This is a genomic window from Pseudomonas sp. NPDC089407 (assembly GCF_044900445.1).
In the GTDB taxonomy this organism is placed as follows: Bacteria; Pseudomonadota; Gammaproteobacteria; order Pseudomonadales; family Pseudomonadaceae; genus Aquipseudomonas.
The window spans coordinates 57,959-73,933 of record NZ_JBJDNB010000001.1; the positions used below are offsets into that span (position 1 = coordinate 57,959).

Sequence of the window (15,975 nt, forward strand, 5' to 3'; positions counted from 1 at the left end):
TACCCTCGCGAGGATACCGAGGACCACCCTGATGCCTTCTTCTCACGCCGTGCTGTGGCGCGACCCGGCGCTGCCGCATGTCGAAAGCCGCCGCGCCTGCCACAGCCGCGCTTGCTACAAGGCCCACAGCCACCCGACGTTTTCCATTGGTGCAGTGGATGCCGGCTTCAGCCTTTTCAGCGGTGCTGCCGACGGGCAGGCGCGGTTGACACCCGGCACGCTGGTGATGGTCCCGGCCCATCGCCTGCATGCCTGCAACCCCGCCCCCGGGCAAGCCTGGAGCTACCAGATGCTGCATGTGGATGCCGACTGGCTGACGCACGTGCGACAGGAGTCGGGGCTGGGCGGTGCGGGGGCTGGCGAGCCGGCGCGCATCTGCCGGGCGCCGCAGGTGTATGCGCAATTCTGCGAGCTGAACCGCGTGCTGTTTTCCAGCGCCAGCACCTGTGAAAAAGATGCAGCGCTGATCGCCTTTCTTGGCGACCTGGACGTTGGCGCGCAGCCGCCGCTGACGCCAGCACCGGGTTTGCCGGACACAGCCTTGAGCAGGCTGATCGCACAGGTCGAAGGCCAGGACCCGGCGCAGTTGAGCCTGGAGTTACTGGCGCGGGAAGCCGGGCTTGGGCGCTATCAGTTGATCCGGGCATTTCGCGCGGCTACCGGGTTTACCCCGCATGCCTACCTGCTGAACGCGCGGGTCAACCGAGGGCGGCAGTTGCTGGGTGAAGGGCATGCGCTGGCAGAGGTGGCGTACCGGCTCGGGTTTGCCGACCAGAGCCATTTTCAGCGGGTGTTCAAGGCGCATGTGGGGGTGACGCCGGGGCAGTATCGGGGCGATTGAAGATTTGCGCGGTCCCTTGTAGGAGCGGCCTTGCGTCGCGATGGGCTGAGAAGCAGCCCCAAATTCTCAGCTTCGCAGCGGAGATCGTCGGGGCTGCTTCGCAGCCCATCGCGACACAAGGCCGCTCCTACACGGGACCGCGTCAGCTTCTGGTATTTGCAATATTGTTCAATACGCCCAACCCGCCCGCCAGCAGACTGCGGTTTTCCCCGCAGAGCCGCCCGCACCATGCAACAATTCCTGATCATCGCCCTCGCTCACTTCCTTGCCCTGCTCTCGCCCGGCCCGGACTTCTTCCTGGTCGCGCGCACTTCGGTCAACAGCGGCTGGCGCATCGCCAGCGGCGTGTGCCTGGGCATCGCGCTGGCCAATGGTGCGTTCATCGCCATGGCCTTCACCGGGCTTTCAGTGCTGCAGGAAGGCAGCCCGCTGTTCACCGGCCTGCAAATGGCCGGCGCCGGCTACCTGCTGTACATCGGCACACTGTTCCTGCGCCATGCCGGGCAAACCCGCTTGGGGGGCGTCGCTGGCGAGCAGGCCGTTGACGGCTGGTGGCGATGCTTGGCCATGGGTTTTTTGTCCGGCGTCCTGAACCCCAAGAACGCGCTGTTCTACGCCAGCCTGGCCAGCATGGTCGCCAGTGCCAGCGTCGGCTGGAAAGCCACCTACGCGCTGTGGATGTTCAGTGCCGTGCTGTTGTGGGACCTGCTGGTGGCCATGGCCATCGGCAACCAACGGGTATTGCGGCGTTTCGCCCGCAGCCTGCCCTGGCTGGAACGGGCCTCCGGGCTCATGCTGGTGCTGCTGGCGGCGGCATTGCTGTTGCACCTGGCCCGGGGCTGAGCAGCTTAAGGCTGCGCATGTCCATCAAGGTAAAGTGGCCGCTGGCCCAGCCCCCGGTGTCCAGGTGCCAGACATTGCCCAGCAGCTTGGCCTCCAGCACGGGGGTGTGGCCCACCAGCAAGGCACGCAGGCCTTGCACCGGCTCGGTATCACCCACTTTCAGCCGCCGCCGCGACCACTGGCACACTTCCCGCACCTTGGGGTCGTGGTCCAGTTCCAGCTCCAGCCAGTCGCGCAGTACCGCCCAATCGGCAAACGGGCTGTCGGCATGCAACAGACCGACCAGCCCCGCTGCACTTTCAACCTCGATCGCAATCGGCAACTGCTCGAAGCGCTCCACATAGCGCAGTTGCTCGGCCCGTGGCAGGTCGAGAAACCAGCTGCCACCGGCGGCGCGGTACATCTCCAGATCAAGCCGCCCGCCACGTACGCGAGTAATTGCCAGCGCTTCATGATTACCTTGCACGGCATGGAACCAAGGCTGCGCCAGCCATTGCAGCGCCGCCTCGTTGTCCGGCCCGCGGTCGACCAGGTCACCCACGCTGAACAGGCGGTCCACGGCCGGGTCGAACCCCACCGCATCCAGGCATTGCTGCAGGCGCTGGAAGTGCCCATGGATATCGCCAACGGCCAGGTCCCGCCCCCGCAGGTTGGCCATCAGCCGGCGAAACCGTGCCATTGCAAACTTCCTCTGCTGGCCCATGCATTACTGCCTTCATGCGCGCCGCGCGTATGAGGCTGTACCCGGACAGCATGGCACAAGCTGCCCGGGTCGCGGTGATCGAGCAGCGTTTCGTCACCTTGCCCGGGTAAAAAATCCCTTCACTGGTGGAGGAGCAGCTGGCAAGGGTATGCTCGGCGTTTAAACCTTTACCAGGGAAGGGTCCACATGAAGCTTTGCGCCGTAGAACTGGCGTCGTTCAAGGGCGATGTGCCAGGCAGCCTGCAGCGCCACCTGGCCTGTATCGAACAGGCGGCTGCCCTTGGCGCCGAACTGGTGGTGTTCCCGGAATTGTCGCTGACCGGTTATGAACCCAGCGTGGCACGCCAGGCAGCCCTGCCCGTCACCTCCACACGGCTGGACCCGCTGCAGGCCGCCTGTGACCGGCTGGGTATCACCGTGGCCGCAGGCCTGCCACTGCCAACGCCTGACGGTATACGCATCGGCATGCCGATCTTCAGCCCTGGGGCACCGCGCCAGGCCTATGCCAAGCGGCGCCTGCACGAAGATGAACTGCCATGGTTCACCCCGGGTGACCAGGCCTTGCTTTTGCCGTTGGGCGAACACCGCATAGCACCCGCCATCTGCTTTGAGTCGATGTTCATGGCGCATGCCGCTGCAGCCCGCGAGCATGGCGCCGACCTGTACCTGGTCAGCGTGGCGAAAACCGCCAAAGGCATTCGTGAAGGCTACACGCACTACCCTGAGGTAGCCCGCGAGCTGGGCATGCCGGTACTGCTGGCCAACTGTGTGGGGCCGGCCGACACGTTCATCGGCGCTGGTGGCTCTGCCGCCTGGGACAGCCAGGGCCACTTGCTGGCCAGCCTGGATGATCACAGCGAGGGGCTGATCTTGCTGGACACTGGCAATGCCAGCGCCAAGGCTCTCCCCCTGGCCACGGCATGACTTATCTGTTCCTCGCGCTGCTCAGTTATGCCTGCACCTACTACGTGGTTGGCCTGCTCATCCGTGGCCAGTTGGCGGATGTGGCCGAAGGCCTGCGTCACCGACCCGAGGCGCCGACGCCCGGCGAGTACCTGCGCGAGGTCAGCCAGGCTGCACGACGGGCTCAGCGGCACTACACCCTGATGGCCGGCTCGGTGTTGGCGGTTGTGGCTTGCCTGGTCGTCAGCGGGTTCGGCTGACGCCTTACAAATCCAGCGCCAGACTCTGCCGGCCTTCCAGCGCCAGCAGGTACTGTTTGGCCGCCAGCCCGCCGGCGAACCCGGTCAGGCTGCCCGAAGCGCCGATGACCCGGTGGCAGGGGGCGATGATCGAGATCGGGTTGCGGCCATTGGCGGCGCCCACCGCACGCACCGCACTGGGGTTGCCGATCTGCCGGGCGATGTCGCGGTAGCTGCGGGTTTCGCCAAACGGTATCGCCAGCAGAGCGGCCCACACCTGGCGCTGGAACCCAGTACCGACAAAGTCCAGCGCCAACTCGAAACGCTGGCGCTTGCCGGCGAAGTACTCACCCAACTGGCGAGCGGTTTCCAGCAATACCGGGCACTGGTCGTCGCGGTGCAGCGCGCCCAGGCGTACACGGTTCTCTCGTTCCTCTTCCCACAGCACGGCGGCCAAACAATCGCCACGGGCCACCAGGGTCAGGGTGCCGACGGGCGATTGCATGAAAGTGAATGCGCTGGACATCAGCGGGCTCCTGCAGTTGCGTTAAACGCCACTGTACGCATCCACAGTCTCGCCTGCATCCGCTTTCCTGCTCAGTTAATTGCGCAGCCAGCTATGCGTCGTGCCTGGCTGAGGTTGACCTTGGGAATCAGCTCGACCGGGATGCGCGAAGTCGCCGACAGGTTGTAGACATGGAAGTGCTCATTGACCACTTCGCGGGCCATCAGCGTCAGCGACGGCAGTATACGGCTGTCCCAGTGCTGGTCGAGCCCGCACGGCGAGCACTGGCCCTGACCATTCTCATAGAATCGCCCGACGCTCTGGTCGAGGTCTACCCCGACCAGCAGCACTTCTTCAAAACCCAGGTGATAGGCCAGCTGCAACGCCACATACGCGACCGTGCGGGCATCGAAAAAGCCATGGGCCAAGTCTTTGCTGAAGGCAATCGAGCGGCTGCGCTTGCTCCACAACGCGCGGTTGCACACGCAACTGTCACCATGGCCGCGCAAACCGTCGAGCAGGCCCGGTGTGTCGGCCTTGTGCAAGGCATAACGCTCGGTGCCGACCGGCACATCGGCACCGGCATACTGCTCGGGCCATAATGCCAGGCGTTCGCTGTCGCGCACGGCGGTGGCGAAAAAGTCCGGCTGTTGCTGGCGGAAGCTCCTGTCGGTACACACGTAGAAGAACGGTTTGATGCCATGTTCGGCGGTCATGGCGACCGAGCCGTTCATGGCGATGACGGGCAGATGGGCAAACTCTGCCAACGGGAAATGCCTGGCAGAGGCGCCGGAGGCAAGAATCACCACCGGGCCCTGCTGGGTGTTGCGACACGCCCCGAAACTGGAGAACGCCCCGCGTTCAGCACTCGGCTGCGACGAAAGTGTGTTCATCAATGGCTTCTTTGGACTGGACAGTTCAAGCCACAATACTGATCCGTGTATACCTCGCGGCCGCTTTTACCTAACTTTACTCATCTGAACTTTAGTCAATCGCCAGTCCTTTGTTTGGCGGGTTTCGTCTCCGTCTCAAAACATGCACCTGACGTGTAGGAGCGGCCTTGCGATTGAGCTGCAGCGCAGCCCCGGCAATCTGTGCATCTGCGCTGAAACCTTGGGGCTGCTTTGCAGCCCATCCGACCGGTCCGGCGCCCCGGCAAGGCCGCTCCTACAAGGTTCAGCGCAGGTGCCTGGCCAATGTTGGTTGGTCCAGTTGCACACCCTCACAACAGACCACCAGGGCCAGAGGTTGTTCCCGCCACTGGCGGTCCGGTATACCGATCACAGGCTCCGAGGCGACGGACGGGTGATGGCTGATCAGGTTTTCCAGCGCCACCGAATTGCTTCGCATCGGACGACGGCAGGTTTTCATTTGATGACAACTGCGCCTATGACCTTCCGACTAGTCGGAATAGAACTGAATCCCGTCCTTGTGGGTTGGGTCGAGAATTATGAACGCAGCCATTTTGATGAGGTGAATCATGACCATCGTAGCTGAGACGCTCGCTCAACTGGCCCAAGCACTGCGGGCGCAAGGCGCACAACGCGTTGCAGAGCTGACTTTTATCCGCACGCCCTATCGTTGCGGAAAGCGCTGGATATGCAACGTCATTCGTCGCAACAAAGGGCGAAAAGCCATCAATTATTCATGAGCCTGCTTGATGCCTATCAAAGACAGGACTAATACTTAGGTCTCTGCCTGGGGAGGCACGAAGCATGCAAACAAGATTCGTTATCGTTCCCGCAGTGCCCATAGAAAAGGAGTCCTTCCGCGTCGGTAGCCGCTATTACGCCGCTACGGTTTGTGGTGGCTTTGACATTTACGACAATCAGGCCAAGGAGCGGCTCAAGCCGAGCTACCCCAGCCGGACGGATGCGCAGGTGCAGTGTGAGCAGATGAACAGGCGAGGTGAATAGCTGCTCACTCTGTGGGAGCGGGTTCACCCGCGGAGAAGCTGACGTAGTTTATGGCACCGGCTTTGCCGGTGTTCGCGGCTGAAGCCGCTCCCACAGGGACGGTGCGCGCCTTTGAAGTTGAGCAACAAAGGCGCCCACAACGTCATGTGTTCGTGGCGTTGACCTCGCCCTCCTGCCAACCGGCAACTAACCGTCGCGCGTTTTCCTCGCAATTCATCCCCTGCGGTTTGCCTTCAATACCGGCAATCACTGCCAGTAACTGGGCCCGGTTCTGTGCCAGCCGCTGCTGCATCGCCTCAATCTCCGCGACCTTGCGCTTAAGGCTCGCCAGCAACAAACCGTGCCCTCCCTCCGCCGCCCCGGCGGCATCCGTAAGGTTGCGCATTTCCTCCAGGCTGAACCCCGCCTGCTGGCCACAGGTAATGATCTCCAGCGCGCGCACCACGTGCTCCGGGTAATCCCGGTAACCATTGCCCAGGCGACGGGCGGCAATCAGCCCGCTAGCTTCATAAAAGCGGATTCGCGATGCGCTAAGCCCTGTACGTTGTGCCAGTTCACCAATTTTCATTCCGGTGGCATTCCCCTATTGACCTTCAAGTTGACTTTAACCTTAGCCTTCTCGCGAACCTAGGGTTTGTACGAAAAGTCGCCGAGCGGCGATCAGGCAAGGCGAAAACAGGCGAGGAACGGCCGGGGTCGCGCCCGACTTTGCTGGTTGCAAATGAGCATTCCGAGCCTGTTTTCAACGCAGCATGATCGTCGCGCAGGCTGTTTTCGTACAAAACCTAGCCCACGCGTGCAGCAACCGATGCGTGGTAGCCCTTATTCGGAGATCGCCATGACGCCGTTTCAGCCTCTGCCCCTGCCCAATGGCAGTGTCATTCCAAACCGCATCGCCAAGGCGGCGATGGAAGAAAACCTGGCCAACCCGGACCAGACCCCGTCCGACCAGTTGCTGCGCCTGTACCAGGCCTGGGCCGAGGGTGGCGCCGGCTTGTTATTGACCGGCAATGTGATGATCGACCCCAGTGCCATGACCGGCCCGGGCGGCGTAATGCTCGACGCCAGCCAGCCGCTGCAACGCTTTCGCGACTGGGCGCGTGTCGGCCGTGCCCACGGCGCGCAGTTCTGGATGCAGATCAACCACCCTGGGCGGCAGATGCAGGCCAACCTGGGCCAGCCCACCGTCGCCCCTTCGGCCGTCGCCCTGGACATGGGCGGCTTGTCCAGGCTGTTTGCGCTACCCAAGGCGCTAACCGAAGCCGAGATCACGGCCTTGATCCAGCGCTTCGCGCGCACGGCTGCGCTCGCCGAAGAAGCGGGCTTCAGTGGCGTGCAGATCCACGCCGCGCACGGCTACCTGCTGAGCCAGTTCCTGTCGCCGTTGAGCAATCAGCGCCAGGACCGCTGGGGTGGCAGCCTGGCAAACCGCGCCCGGCTATTACTGGAGGTGGTCAAGGCTGTACGCGAGGTGGTTTCGCCAGGTTTTGCCGTGGCAGTGAAGCTGAACTCGGCGGACTTCCAGCGCGGCGGCTTCGAGCCTGAGCAGGCCCGCCAAGTGGTGCTGTGGCTGAACGAATTGCCAGTAGACCTGGTGGAACTGTCGGGTGGCAGCTATGAGGCGCCGGCCATGCAGGGCGATGCCCGCGATGGTCGCACCCTTGCCCGTGAGGCCTACTTCCTGGAGTTTGCTCAGGACATTGCGGCCATCGCGAAAATGCCGGTGATGGTCACCGGCGGCATTCGTCGCCTACCGGTGGTCGAGCAGGTACTCGCCAGTGGCGTGGCCATGGCCGGGATCGCCACGGCACTGGCTGTAGAGCCTGCCCTGCCCCAGCGGTGGCGCAACGGCGAGGCGGCTGCCACAGCCGAGCTGCAACCGATACGCTGGAAGCGCAAGTCCTTTGCGGCGTTGGCCTACATGGCGCTGGTCAAGCTGCAGATGCGTCGGCTGGCGGCGGGCAACCGGCCCAAGGCGCATGCGTCGCCGTTGCGCGCATTGTTGCTGGAGCAAGGCTGCACGTTACTGCGGGTCAGGCAGTACAGGCGCATGATGAAAAGCCGGGCGGGCTAATGCAGACAGGCGCTCCGTGCCCTCTGTGGGAACGGGCACGCCCGCGAAAATCCGACGCAGTGCAAAGGGCACCGGCTGCGCCGGTGTGCGCGGCTAAAGCCGCTACAGGCATTCCTTGGCAGCCTGGCGCAGCTTGTCGCCAGACAGGAAGCTGCCCTTGTAGAACGTCGCGCGGCTGCCCTCGCGGGAATCGACCACGTCCAGCACATCATCACTGGCCACGGCACTGGACGCTGTCAGCCGGTAACCGTGAGCAATCGATTTTTGCGTAGCCTGTGGTGCTACCGCCTGCCATTTGGGCAGGACGCAGGCCGCGTACTCCTGTGGCGTTTTTGGGGTCAGCTTGCTGGCTGTGGGGTTGCCGGGGGTTGCGCAACCGGCAAGGCTGGAGACTAACGCAGAAACGATCAAAATACGAAAAGTAGGCATTTTCAATTGGCCAGTAGGGATACGCTGCATTCTAGCGAAGCGCATTCCGAGTGACTAATCAACCAAGGTCTTGATGCAGGCGCCTGGCGCGATTGACACACTGCCGATATCTCCCCGACAGCAAAATGACAAGTCGACAGATTTACTACAGCAGTACGACATTAATTATTTGCTGGCACTCAGGGAACGAATTCAATCTGCCCTGCTTCTGATGAGCAACAGGCCGCGACAACAGGCGACTTGCCCCACTCACTTACACCGATCAGTGCACGCTTCGCTCAGGAGGATCCCATGCTCTGGTGGTTGGAACTAATCGCCCAATACGCAACCGCAACCGGCTTGGCCGTGCTCTGCATTTTCGTGTTCTGGGCCTTTAGCCTGGCGTTCGGCAGGGCCTACCTGAAGCTGCTTTCGGGCCTGCTGGCCGCCGCGCTGCTGTTTATTGCCGCATTGCCTCATGGTGTGGACTTCGCCTTGGGCAACCACCTGGCGCCTGGTGATACCAGCGCGCTGCTGTTGTTCATTGCCGATGCATGCGGCGTGATCACGGCTGTGATGGTGGCTTCGTTCTTTTTCAACCCCGAACGGTTGTTGGACGAAGCCTGAGCAGCATTGAAGAGCCGCACCTGATATTTCTGCCAGTAGCCTGTAAAACTGGAGACTGGGAAAGTGTCTATGCCAATGGGCCTTACACCATCACTCCTCAGGGGTTACAGAGCATGCAAAAGAAAGCTGGCAAGACGCAGATTTTCTATCAGAACGGTAAACCCGTCACGTTCATCGAACCGGAAAAGTGCACAAGCATCTGTCGCACCGCCGATGTGGCGCTGGCCGAACAGCAGGTAGACGGTATCAAGCTGCTGGAAACGGATGCTATGGGTTCCGTGCTGCGGGTGCACGAGAAAGACTGAAATCTTCGCCCTCAACGGTAAATACCCAGGTTCTACGGAGCCTGGGCAACCACTCGCCCTCCACAAACCTGTTGCGTTCCAGCCGCCTAAGCAGCGATGCTCATAAGCTCGCAGCAGCAACAGACAAGGAAGGCCTCTACGCCATGGAAACGCTCCACACCATCAAGTCAGACCTGGTCAGAACGGCCGACCACCTGGATCAGCTCAGCCAGGCCATGAGCGGCCACGCCAGGTTCCTGGAGGCGCGCGGCAGCTCGCAGGCCGATATCGATGTGGCGGCGCACATCAAATCCATTGATGGGGTAGCGGACGAGTTGCGTATTGTCGCTGCGCGAATCGACGATATTACCGTTCCATCGCGCGGGTTCAGCGCAACTTGAGCTTCACCACTTTGCTCAGCGCCCAGCCAGTGAAAACGTAAAACGCATCCAGATAAAAGCGCCCGGCATAGTTGGGCAGCGGCGCGTGATTCAGTAACACGTCCGGGTCGGGCGCCGGCGGGAACAAGGCATAAATACCGTTGGGCATCACAGCCAATGCCAGCAGCAACAGGTACGTCGAGGCTTGCAGCAACGTTGCGCGGTGACTGAGCCTGGCAGACCACTTCAGGCCGTAATAGGCCACCAACCCGGCAACCGGCAATACCCAGAAATGCGTCGGGATCCCGATGAACATTTCGGGGACAACGCTTCTTGCTTCCACCCGCTGTTCTCCATTCAAATGCGCGGATTATTGCGGGCGAGGCCGGCAAATGCAAAATTCGCTTTCGCCGCCCGAACACAAAGCCCGCTCTCGACGGCAGGCCTTTTGTGGTCCGGGGTTAGATAATCATGCTTTTGAGCACATCAGTGCGGCATCCAGCAGCCTGCCATGGTCATACCAGGCATCCCGTTGATAGGCCGTGAACTGATGCTGGGTGCCCGTGCCCCGTAATTCGACAAGCCCATCTGCCTTGTCGGGGTCGGTACTTTCGATGAACAGCTTGACCGAGTTGTCACCCGCGACTTCGTAGGTTTTAACAGTGCCTTGCAGTTCGCCTTTGACGCACCCCAGATAGGCGGGTGGGCTTTTCGCGGTAGTACCAGAGGTAGCGTCATGGCTGTCACGCACATCGGGGTCATGTGCACAACCTGCCAAGAGCAAAGAGGCAAACCCTGACACCAGTATTGCGCCTGCTAGCGACGTTGAGCTTTTCACGCGACACGCTCCTGCTGCCCCCTGGAAAACAGGTAAAATAGTGCCAGGTAGCCTGCCCTTTCTGGTTTTCATTGGCCTATGTTACTGCCCAATGACAAACGGACATTAGTTTAGTTTGCTATATGCCGTTAATGCCGTATTTCTGACGCACTGGCAGTTGCCCCGATGCCGCGTACGTCTTGCCCCAGAACCGGGGTCAGCCGATGAAATTGAGGAACACGAAGGTGGCTGCCAAATCCAGTGTCAGCACGGCAACCACGCTGAAAATCATGTAGTAGCGGTCATCCTGAGTCATTTTTGCGTACTCCGCAGGGTCAATGTCTCCGGATCACAGCAATTACCGTTCCAGCTTTACCTTGGCGTGGTTGTCGATAGGTTAACTTTGCAGTCTTGCGCCTTCCGCCTCGCGAGTATCAGGAAGCCAAAAGGTAAGCCGCCACCCCCTTGATCAAGTGCCAGGGCTTACCGAGAGACACCTGTTCGAGCAGCCTGTTGTAATTGCCCGCAAACCCGGCAATAGCGAAATAGACAAACCACTTCCGTATAATTCTGGAGCGTTTCTTTTTGGTGATTCGCAACAATCGGTACATCTTGAATAATGGCCCTGCCGAACAATAATAAAAAACCAACAGCGCGTCGGGCTTTGGGTCATCCTATTTACGAAATTTTGCTGCCAGCGCGTCAGCGCTTGTCGTGAAGCTCGGCCGGCCAAGCGCTGAACAGCATGTACATGCCAGGCCTACCTAGCATCTCATTACCGCTTTCCTTGCCTGGTAAGCGGTGCAGGATACCACCGCAGCGAAACGATGACCGCCTGCCGGACGTTTACGTCGATGCACAACAGAAATCATCAAGGTCGGCTAGTATTCAGATGAGTACAAGCACCGCGAGATGACGATCATGCTAAAACAAGAAGCGGACGACGTGATTGAGCGTATTAGAGATGACCTGAAAAGGCACGGCGTGCTGATCGGCTACGATCCAGAGCTAACCAATGCTGAATTCGGGTGCGACCTGGACCACCACGTGGCTCAGGTAAGAGACGATCCGAACAACCATGTGTTGCGCATAGCGATACATGACGAAGGCTTGTGGGCCCAGCTCCGGCAGGGAACGATATATCGCTGCATTGTCAGTGATTGTCGAGGGAAGCTTTTCGGCATTCCTATCTCCATTGAACCAAGAACCGATGCGTCCTACACCATTCAATACAAGGTCTAGAACAATGGCAGAGGGCGGCCAACTCCGTCCTCTGCGTTCATTAGTAGATCCTCATCGGAGCCACGACCGCCCGCCCGGCCGGTCGGCAGGAAACAAAACTCACCGAGGTTCGGGATGTTCACTGGACACCGAGTTGTTGGCATCCACATCTTTCATCTCTTCCTCGATCGGAGCATCGTCGTCCGATGCCAGCGGGACCTCACCACCGGTCTCTGTTGGATCAGGCGCTCCAACCTCCTCAGTACGAGCAGAGCCGTTATCCCGTGGAACTTGTGAGTCTTGGTCGGAGCCTGGGTTGCCAGGAGGAGGATTCCAATCCTCAGGCCGCTTCTCTGACCATGCCTCGCCGACGCCCTGCTTAGGCTCCGAAGCCGTTTCTTCCAAACCGGCCCCATGAGCGTGTCCTTTATCCGGTGCTCGTTCATCGGGTCCTGGGTACGCAGCGTCTGGGCCATTGTGGTCGATCGCCATGACAGTTTTCCCATGTGAGGCGCAGGATATCTGCGCATACGATTGGGAAATCTGGCTTGGTATGAAGTGCCAAAGGCTCGACGAGCGGGCGGACTATGGCGATAAGGCTCCAGTCTGAACCTTCGCAGCACCGCAATAGGGTGCTACCGCTCTGTCAGATGAACGCCGACGGCAAAGGCAACAACCACCAGGACAACCTCCGCTACCACGTATGCCACATAGAACTCATCCGAAAACATGACCCGGTCTCTGAGAAGCCGCCTAGCCCTTTGCTTTGCGGGAATCGATCAGAGCTATGAGGTTGATCAGAAGTTCAGTGCTGGTCTGTAGTCCTCAGGTCACCGGCATCGACTGGCTCCGCGACGATGGCCGTGAAGCTGCCGGTGAAGCTGTGCCGAAGCTCCCTCGGCATGTCGTAGGAAAAGTGGACAAGCCAGGATCCGTCGCCGAGGAGCACTGCTTCCTGGCGATACTTATCGACCTCGTCCTCACCAATTCCGATAACGGCTGCGACTTCGTGGTTCGTTGGCTCGCGGTCCATCGGGACTCAACTCGTTGGGATGGGATTACAACCAATAGCTCAAATGGCATCACATTGCCACTATGACCATCATGAGGTTGACGACGCCCCTTCAAACGAAAGCTAACGAGGTGGGCTTAACGGTTTTCAAGACCGAGGCATAAAAGCACCCAACCACTGTGTGCTTGCATTAAACATATGAACATTCGTATATTCGACTTTCCGTATGTATGGGTGCAGCCATGATTACCCCGCCCGATGTATTCAAGAGCCTATCCGACGAGACCCGTGCTCGCGCCACCCTGCTGATCGCAAGCCTGGGTGAGCTATGTGTCTGCGAACTGATGTGCGCGCTGAACGACAGCCAACCCAAGATAAGCCGTCACCTCGCGCTGCTGCGCAGCAATGGCATGCTGTTGGACCGTCGACAGGGTCAGTGGGTGTACTACCGCCTTAACCCGGAGCTTCCCGCCTGGGTGCACGAAATGCTGCAGGTGACCTTGAACGCCAACTCGCAGTGGTTGGCAGATAACTCGCTTCGGCTGCAAAACATGGACGGCCGCCCCGTCCGTGACGCTGCCTGCTGCTGACCACTATCAAGCGAGGTCTTCGTGCTGGTCGCAATTGCCGTCTTTATTTTAACCCTCACTTTGGTCATCTGGCAGCCGAAGGGGCTCGGCGTTGGATGGAGTGCCGCGCTCGGTGCCTTCATCGCCTTGGCGGCGGGTGCCGTTTCGCTGCACGACATCCCGACCGTGTGGGCCATAGTCTGGAATGCCACCGCCACTTTCATCGCCGTCATCATCATCAGCCTGCTGCTGGACGAGGCCGGTTTCTTCGAATGGGCCGCGTTGCATGTGGCGCGCTGTGCAAACGGCAGCGGCTACCGCTTGTTCGCCTTCTGCGTGCTGCTCGGTGCTGCCGTGTCGGCGCTGTTCGCCAACGATGGTGCGGCACTGATCCTCACGCCCATCGTCATGTCGATGCTTCTCGCGCTGCGTTTCTCTCCTGCCGCGACGTTGGCCTTCGTCATGGCTGCCGGCTTCATCGCTGACACGGCGAGCCTGCCGCTGGTAGTCTCCAACCTGGTGAACATCGTCTCGGCCGACTACTTCAGGCTGGGTTTCAGCGAGTATGCCTCGGTGATGGTGCCGGTCAATTTCGCCAGCGTGGCCGCAACCCTGGTGGTGCTATTCCTGTTCTTCCGCCGTGACATCCCGAGGCAGTACACGGTCGCGGCCTTGAGAGTGCCAAGCGAGGCGATTCACGACCGAGCGACCTTCAATGTCGGTGGCGGGGTGCTGCTGGTGCTGTTGATCGGCCTGTTTGCCCTGGAACCACTGGGTATCCCGATCAGTGCGGTAGCTGCAGCCTGTGCGGCGATCCTCCTTGCCGTCGCCGCTCGCGGGCATCGCATCTCGACCCGCCGGGTACTGCGCGAAGCGCCCTGGCAGGTAGTGATCTTCTCTGTTGGCATGTACCTGGTGGTCTACGGACTAAAGAATGCCGGCCTTACCGACATGCTGACCCACCTGCTGGATCGCCTTGCGCAACAAGGGCTGTGGAGTGCCGCCATCGGCACCGGGTTGATTGCTGCATTGCTGTCCTCGGTAATGAACAACATGCCCAGTGTGCTGGTCGGCGCCTTGTCGATCCAGGCCAGCGAGGCGCAAGGGCTAGTGCGTGAGGTGATGATCTACGCCAACGTCATCGGCTGCGACCTCGGCCCGAAAATCACCCCCATCGGTAGCCTCGCCACGCTGCTGTGGCTGCACGTGCTGGAGCGCAAAGGCATGCGCATCACCTGGGGGTACTACTTCAGGGTCGGCATCCTACTGACGTTGCCAGTTCTGTTGATCACCCTTTCGGCCCTGGCATTGCGCCTGAGCCTTTGAGATCCGCTACGAAGCGGAGGAGCCCCCATGCGAGTCCTGTTCATGTGCACGGCCAACAGCTGCCGCAGCATCCTTTCCGAGGCCATGTTCAATCACCTGGCGCCTCACGGATTTGAAGCCGTCAGTTCCGGCAGTTTTCCGAAGGGCCAAGTGTTGCCTCGCAGCCTGACCACCTTGCAGCATGCCGGCATCACGACCGATGGGTTGAGCAGCAAGGGCAATGACGCGTTCGAGGGATGCCCTCCGGACATCGTCATTACCGTTTGCGACAAGGCTGCCGGAGAAGCGTGCCCGGTGTATTTCGGCCCTGCATTGAAATCGCACTGGGGGCTAGAGGATCCGTCCGATGTCGTGGCTGACCAGATGTCGGTCGAGGCTGCATTCCGCGCCACGCTGGCACACATCGAGTTACGCTGCCGGGCGTTCTTCGCTCTTCCCTTCGACACCCTTGGCCGCGACGAACTCAAACGCGAGCTGGATCGCATCGGCGCTCTCTGAGCAGGAGGAAACATGTCCGATCAACTGCCCAACCTCGATCTTTCGCTGTTCGACCTACCGACAGCGGCAACCCCTACCAGCGAGCACAAGCCGCGCATCCTTTTGCTATACGGATCGACCCGCGAGCGCTCCTTCAGCCGCCTGCTGGTGGAAGAAGCAGCGCGCCTGCTGGAGCACTTCGGCGCCGAGACGCGCCTATTCAATCCTTCTGGCCTTCCGCTACCTGACGACGTGCCGGTGGAGCATCCCAAAGTGCAGGAACTGCGTGATCTGGTGCAGTGGTCGGAAGGCCAGGTCTGGTGCTCGCCGGAGCGTCACGGCGCAATGTCCGCCGTGTTCAAGGCGCAGATCGACTGGGTACCCCTGGCGCTTGGCGCCGTGCGCCCCACACAGGGCAAGACACTGGCGGTGATGCAGGTCTGCGGCGGCTCGCAGTCGTTCAACGTAGTCAACCAACTGCGGGTATTGGGCCGCTGGATGCGCATGTTCGCTATCCCCAACCAGTCGTCGGTCCCCAAGGCCTATCAGGAGTTCGACAACGCAGGCCGCATGAAGCCGTCGGCGTATTACGATCGCGTGGTAGACGTTATGGAAGAACTGGTGAAGTTCACCCTGTTGTTACGTGATCGCCAGCAGTTTCTAGTGGATCGTTATTCGGAACGCAAAGAAAGCGCCGAGCAGCTTTCCGTCCGAGTAAATCAGCGCTCAATCTGAGGCACACATGTGCTTTGAAGTACAAAACTACTCGATCCAGCGGTAACCCCTCTTCCGTCTATTCACTGCCGCGATAAAGCGGCGGCCAGGGGCTG

Annotated in this window: 23 protein-coding genes and 1 pseudogene; 15 read left to right on the plus strand and 9 right to left on the minus strand. The window is 60.6% G+C overall.

The genetic code is table 11. The annotated features are described in order from the left end of the window. Positions 1-31: 31 nt before the first annotated feature. Entirely contained in the window at positions 32-841 is an 810-nt protein-coding gene (locus ACI2KG_RS00240) for an AraC family transcriptional regulator (protein WP_404660301.1), read from the plus strand. 228 nt (positions 842-1,069) lie between these two features. Then, positions 1,070-1,684, plus strand: coding sequence for a LysE family translocator (locus tag ACI2KG_RS00245; RefSeq protein ID WP_404660302.1), 615 nt, complete (start codon positions 1,070-1,072; stop codon positions 1,682-1,684). Here the strand turns inward: ACI2KG_RS00245 and ACI2KG_RS00250 are convergent. After that, positions 1,632-2,363, minus strand: a complete 732-nt coding sequence (locus ACI2KG_RS00250) for a metallophosphoesterase (RefSeq protein WP_404660303.1) — start codon at positions 2,361-2,363, stop codon at positions 1,632-1,634. The genes ACI2KG_RS00245 and ACI2KG_RS00250 overlap by 53 nt on opposite strands. A gap of 210 nt (positions 2,364-2,573) precedes the next feature. Between ACI2KG_RS00250 and ACI2KG_RS00255 the strand changes: the two genes are divergently transcribed. Both ACI2KG_RS00255 and ACI2KG_RS00260 read left to right on the plus strand, forming a co-directional pair. After that, complete coding sequence (locus ACI2KG_RS00255) at positions 2,574-3,311, plus strand: carbon-nitrogen hydrolase family protein (protein ID WP_404660304.1); 738 nt, start codon at positions 2,574-2,576, stop codon at positions 3,309-3,311. Then, a complete protein-coding gene (locus ACI2KG_RS00260; RefSeq protein WP_404660305.1) occupies positions 3,308-3,550 on the plus strand; it encodes a hypothetical protein in 243 nt (80 codons plus the stop codon). The genes ACI2KG_RS00255 and ACI2KG_RS00260 overlap by 4 nt, the downstream gene beginning before the upstream one ends. 4 nt (positions 3,551-3,554) lie before the next feature. Here ACI2KG_RS00260 and ACI2KG_RS00265 read toward each other — a convergent pair whose 3' ends face one another. The 3 genes and pseudogenes from ACI2KG_RS00265 to ACI2KG_RS00275 all read right to left on the minus strand — a co-directional run. Then, the gene (locus ACI2KG_RS00265) at positions 3,555-4,055 is read right to left on the minus strand and encodes a methylated-DNA--[protein]-cysteine S-methyltransferase (protein WP_404660306.1); all 501 of its coding nucleotides are present in this window, start codon (positions 4,053-4,055) and stop codon (positions 3,555-3,557) included. A 71-nt stretch (positions 4,056-4,126) separates the two neighbouring features. Further along, the gene (locus ACI2KG_RS00270; protein ID WP_404660307.1) at positions 4,127-4,927 is read right to left on the minus strand and encodes a lipopolysaccharide biosynthesis protein; all 801 of its coding nucleotides are present in this window, start codon (positions 4,925-4,927) and stop codon (positions 4,127-4,129) included. 286 nt (positions 4,928-5,213) lie between these two features. Continuing rightward, positions 5,214-5,375 (minus strand): annotated as a pseudogene (locus ACI2KG_RS00275) (fatty acid--CoA ligase); the annotation flags it as partial. A gap of 139 nt (positions 5,376-5,514) precedes the next feature. Between ACI2KG_RS00275 and ACI2KG_RS00280 the strand changes: the two are divergent. Both ACI2KG_RS00280 and ACI2KG_RS00285 read left to right on the plus strand, forming a co-directional pair. Continuing rightward, on the plus strand, positions 5,515-5,685 hold the full coding sequence (locus ACI2KG_RS00280) for a hypothetical protein (protein WP_404660308.1): 171 nt from the start codon (positions 5,515-5,517) through the stop codon (positions 5,683-5,685). A 64-nt stretch (positions 5,686-5,749) separates the two neighbouring features. Next, positions 5,750-5,950 carry a hypothetical protein gene (locus tag ACI2KG_RS00285; RefSeq protein WP_404660309.1) on the plus strand — a complete coding sequence of 67 codons (201 nt, stop codon included), beginning with the start codon at positions 5,750-5,752 and terminating at the stop codon, positions 5,948-5,950. Between the two features lie 142 nt (positions 5,951-6,092). Here the strand turns inward: ACI2KG_RS00285 and ACI2KG_RS00290 are convergent, their stop codons facing one another. Then, positions 6,093-6,518 (minus strand): MerR family transcriptional regulator, encoded by a 426-nt coding sequence (locus ACI2KG_RS00290; protein WP_404660310.1) that lies wholly within the window; start codon positions 6,516-6,518, stop codon positions 6,093-6,095. A 270-nt stretch (positions 6,519-6,788) separates the two neighbouring features. On the opposite strand from ACI2KG_RS00290, the gene ACI2KG_RS00295 reads away from it, so the two are divergent. Beyond that, positions 6,789-8,024, plus strand: coding sequence for an NADH:flavin oxidoreductase/NADH oxidase family protein (locus ACI2KG_RS00295; RefSeq protein WP_404660311.1), 1,236 nt, complete (start codon positions 6,789-6,791; stop codon positions 8,022-8,024). Between the two features lie 102 nt (positions 8,025-8,126). Here ACI2KG_RS00295 and ACI2KG_RS00300 read toward each other — a convergent pair whose 3' ends face one another. Further along, complete coding sequence (locus ACI2KG_RS00300; protein WP_404660312.1) at positions 8,127-8,483, minus strand: hypothetical protein; 357 nt, start codon at positions 8,481-8,483, stop codon at positions 8,127-8,129. Positions 8,484-8,744: 261 nt separating this feature from the next. On the opposite strand from ACI2KG_RS00300, the gene ACI2KG_RS00305 reads away from it, so the two are divergent. From ACI2KG_RS00305 to ACI2KG_RS00315, 3 genes are all read left to right on the plus strand, one after another. Further along, positions 8,745-9,059, plus strand: coding sequence for a hypothetical protein (locus ACI2KG_RS00305; protein WP_404660313.1), 315 nt, complete (start codon positions 8,745-8,747; stop codon positions 9,057-9,059). A 113-nt stretch (positions 9,060-9,172) separates the two neighbouring features. Further along, the gene (locus ACI2KG_RS00310; protein WP_404660314.1) at positions 9,173-9,364 is read left to right on the plus strand and encodes a hypothetical protein; all 192 of its coding nucleotides are present in this window, start codon (positions 9,173-9,175) and stop codon (positions 9,362-9,364) included. 143 nt (positions 9,365-9,507) lie between these two features. Beyond that, a complete protein-coding gene (locus ACI2KG_RS00315; protein WP_404660315.1) occupies positions 9,508-9,744 on the plus strand; it encodes a hypothetical protein in 237 nt (78 codons plus the stop codon). Here the strand turns inward: ACI2KG_RS00315 and ACI2KG_RS00320 are convergent. Both ACI2KG_RS00320 and ACI2KG_RS00325 read right to left on the minus strand, forming a co-directional pair. Then, positions 9,731-10,039, minus strand: a complete 309-nt coding sequence (locus ACI2KG_RS00320; protein WP_404660316.1) for a hypothetical protein — start codon at positions 10,037-10,039, stop codon at positions 9,731-9,733. The genes ACI2KG_RS00315 and ACI2KG_RS00320 overlap by 14 nt on opposite strands. Before the next feature lie 153 nt (positions 10,040-10,192). Beyond that, positions 10,193-10,561, minus strand: coding sequence for a hypothetical protein (locus tag ACI2KG_RS00325; RefSeq protein ID WP_404660317.1), 369 nt, complete (start codon positions 10,559-10,561; stop codon positions 10,193-10,195). An 891-nt stretch (positions 10,562-11,452) separates the two neighbouring features. Here ACI2KG_RS00325 and ACI2KG_RS00330 point away from each other — a divergent pair. Continuing rightward, positions 11,453-11,782, plus strand: coding sequence for a hypothetical protein (locus ACI2KG_RS00330; protein WP_400615928.1), 330 nt, complete (start codon positions 11,453-11,455; stop codon positions 11,780-11,782). A gap of 784 nt (positions 11,783-12,566) precedes the next feature. Here ACI2KG_RS00330 and ACI2KG_RS00335 read toward each other — a convergent pair. Next, a complete protein-coding gene (locus ACI2KG_RS00335) occupies positions 12,567-12,794 on the minus strand; it encodes a hypothetical protein (RefSeq protein WP_404660318.1) in 228 nt (75 codons plus the stop codon). A 221-nt stretch (positions 12,795-13,015) separates the two neighbouring features. Here ACI2KG_RS00335 and ACI2KG_RS00340 point away from each other — a divergent pair, with 221 nt between their 5' ends. From ACI2KG_RS00340 to arsH, 4 genes are read left to right on the plus strand one after another with little or no spacing between them, the layout of a single operon-like run. Further along, entirely contained in the window at positions 13,016-13,363 is a 348-nt protein-coding gene (locus tag ACI2KG_RS00340; protein ID WP_404660319.1) for a metalloregulator ArsR/SmtB family transcription factor, read from the plus strand. A 21-nt stretch (positions 13,364-13,384) separates the two neighbouring features. Then, entirely contained in the window at positions 13,385-14,668 is a 1,284-nt protein-coding gene (locus ACI2KG_RS00345; protein ID WP_404660320.1) for an arsenic transporter, read from the plus strand. Positions 14,669-14,695: 27 nt separating this feature from the next. Continuing rightward, entirely contained in the window at positions 14,696-15,166 is a 471-nt protein-coding gene (locus ACI2KG_RS00350) for an arsenate reductase ArsC (RefSeq protein WP_404660321.1), read from the plus strand. Positions 15,167-15,178: 12 nt separating this feature from the next. After that, a complete protein-coding gene (arsH, locus tag ACI2KG_RS00355; protein ID WP_404660322.1) occupies positions 15,179-15,880 on the plus strand; it encodes an arsenical resistance protein ArsH in 702 nt (233 codons plus the stop codon). The last annotated feature ends 95 nt before the right edge of the window (positions 15,881-15,975 follow it).

Coding starts and splice junctions, on each gene's coding strand:
- ACI2KG_RS00320 (WP_404660316.1), bottom strand. CDS start 10,039: ATGTTCATCGGGATCCCGACGCATTTCTGGGTATTGCCGGTTGCCGGG.
- ACI2KG_RS00335 (WP_404660318.1), bottom strand. CDS start 12,794: ATGGACCGCGAGCCAACGAACCACGAAGTCGCAGCCGTTATCGGAATT.
- ACI2KG_RS00315 (WP_404660315.1), top strand. CDS start 9,508: ATGGAAACGCTCCACACCATCAAGTCAGACCTGGTCAGAACGGCCGAC.
- ACI2KG_RS00295 (WP_404660311.1), top strand. CDS start 6,789: ATGACGCCGTTTCAGCCTCTGCCCCTGCCCAATGGCAGTGTCATTCCA.
- ACI2KG_RS00305 (WP_404660313.1), top strand. CDS start 8,745: ATGCTCTGGTGGTTGGAACTAATCGCCCAATACGCAACCGCAACCGGC.
- ACI2KG_RS00280 (WP_404660308.1), top strand. CDS start 5,515: ATGACCATCGTAGCTGAGACGCTCGCTCAACTGGCCCAAGCACTGCGG.
- ACI2KG_RS00330 (WP_400615928.1), top strand. CDS start 11,453: ATGACGATCATGCTAAAACAAGAAGCGGACGACGTGATTGAGCGTATT.
- ACI2KG_RS00270 (WP_404660307.1), bottom strand. CDS start 4,927: ATGAACACACTTTCGTCGCAGCCGAGTGCTGAACGCGGGGCGTTCTCC.
- ACI2KG_RS00240 (WP_404660301.1), top strand. CDS start 32: ATGCCTTCTTCTCACGCCGTGCTGTGGCGCGACCCGGCGCTGCCGCAT.
- ACI2KG_RS00260 (WP_404660305.1), top strand. CDS start 3,308: ATGACTTATCTGTTCCTCGCGCTGCTCAGTTATGCCTGCACCTACTAC.
- ACI2KG_RS00300 (WP_404660312.1), bottom strand. CDS start 8,483: ATGCAGCGTATCCCTACTGGCCAATTGAAAATGCCTACTTTTCGTATT.
- ACI2KG_RS00310 (WP_404660314.1), top strand. CDS start 9,173: ATGCAAAAGAAAGCTGGCAAGACGCAGATTTTCTATCAGAACGGTAAA.
- ACI2KG_RS00255 (WP_404660304.1), top strand. CDS start 2,574: ATGAAGCTTTGCGCCGTAGAACTGGCGTCGTTCAAGGGCGATGTGCCA.
- ACI2KG_RS00290 (WP_404660310.1), bottom strand. CDS start 6,518: ATGAAAATTGGTGAACTGGCACAACGTACAGGGCTTAGCGCATCGCGA.
- arsH (WP_404660322.1), top strand. CDS start 15,179: ATGTCCGATCAACTGCCCAACCTCGATCTTTCGCTGTTCGACCTACCG.
- ACI2KG_RS00285 (WP_404660309.1), top strand. CDS start 5,750: ATGCAAACAAGATTCGTTATCGTTCCCGCAGTGCCCATAGAAAAGGAG.
- ACI2KG_RS00340 (WP_404660319.1), top strand. CDS start 13,016: ATGATTACCCCGCCCGATGTATTCAAGAGCCTATCCGACGAGACCCGT.
- ACI2KG_RS00250 (WP_404660303.1), bottom strand. CDS start 2,363: ATGGCACGGTTTCGCCGGCTGATGGCCAACCTGCGGGGGCGGGACCTG.
- ACI2KG_RS00265 (WP_404660306.1), bottom strand. CDS start 4,055: ATGTCCAGCGCATTCACTTTCATGCAATCGCCCGTCGGCACCCTGACC.
- ACI2KG_RS00350 (WP_404660321.1), top strand. CDS start 14,696: ATGCGAGTCCTGTTCATGTGCACGGCCAACAGCTGCCGCAGCATCCTT.
- ACI2KG_RS00245 (WP_404660302.1), top strand. CDS start 1,070: ATGCAACAATTCCTGATCATCGCCCTCGCTCACTTCCTTGCCCTGCTC.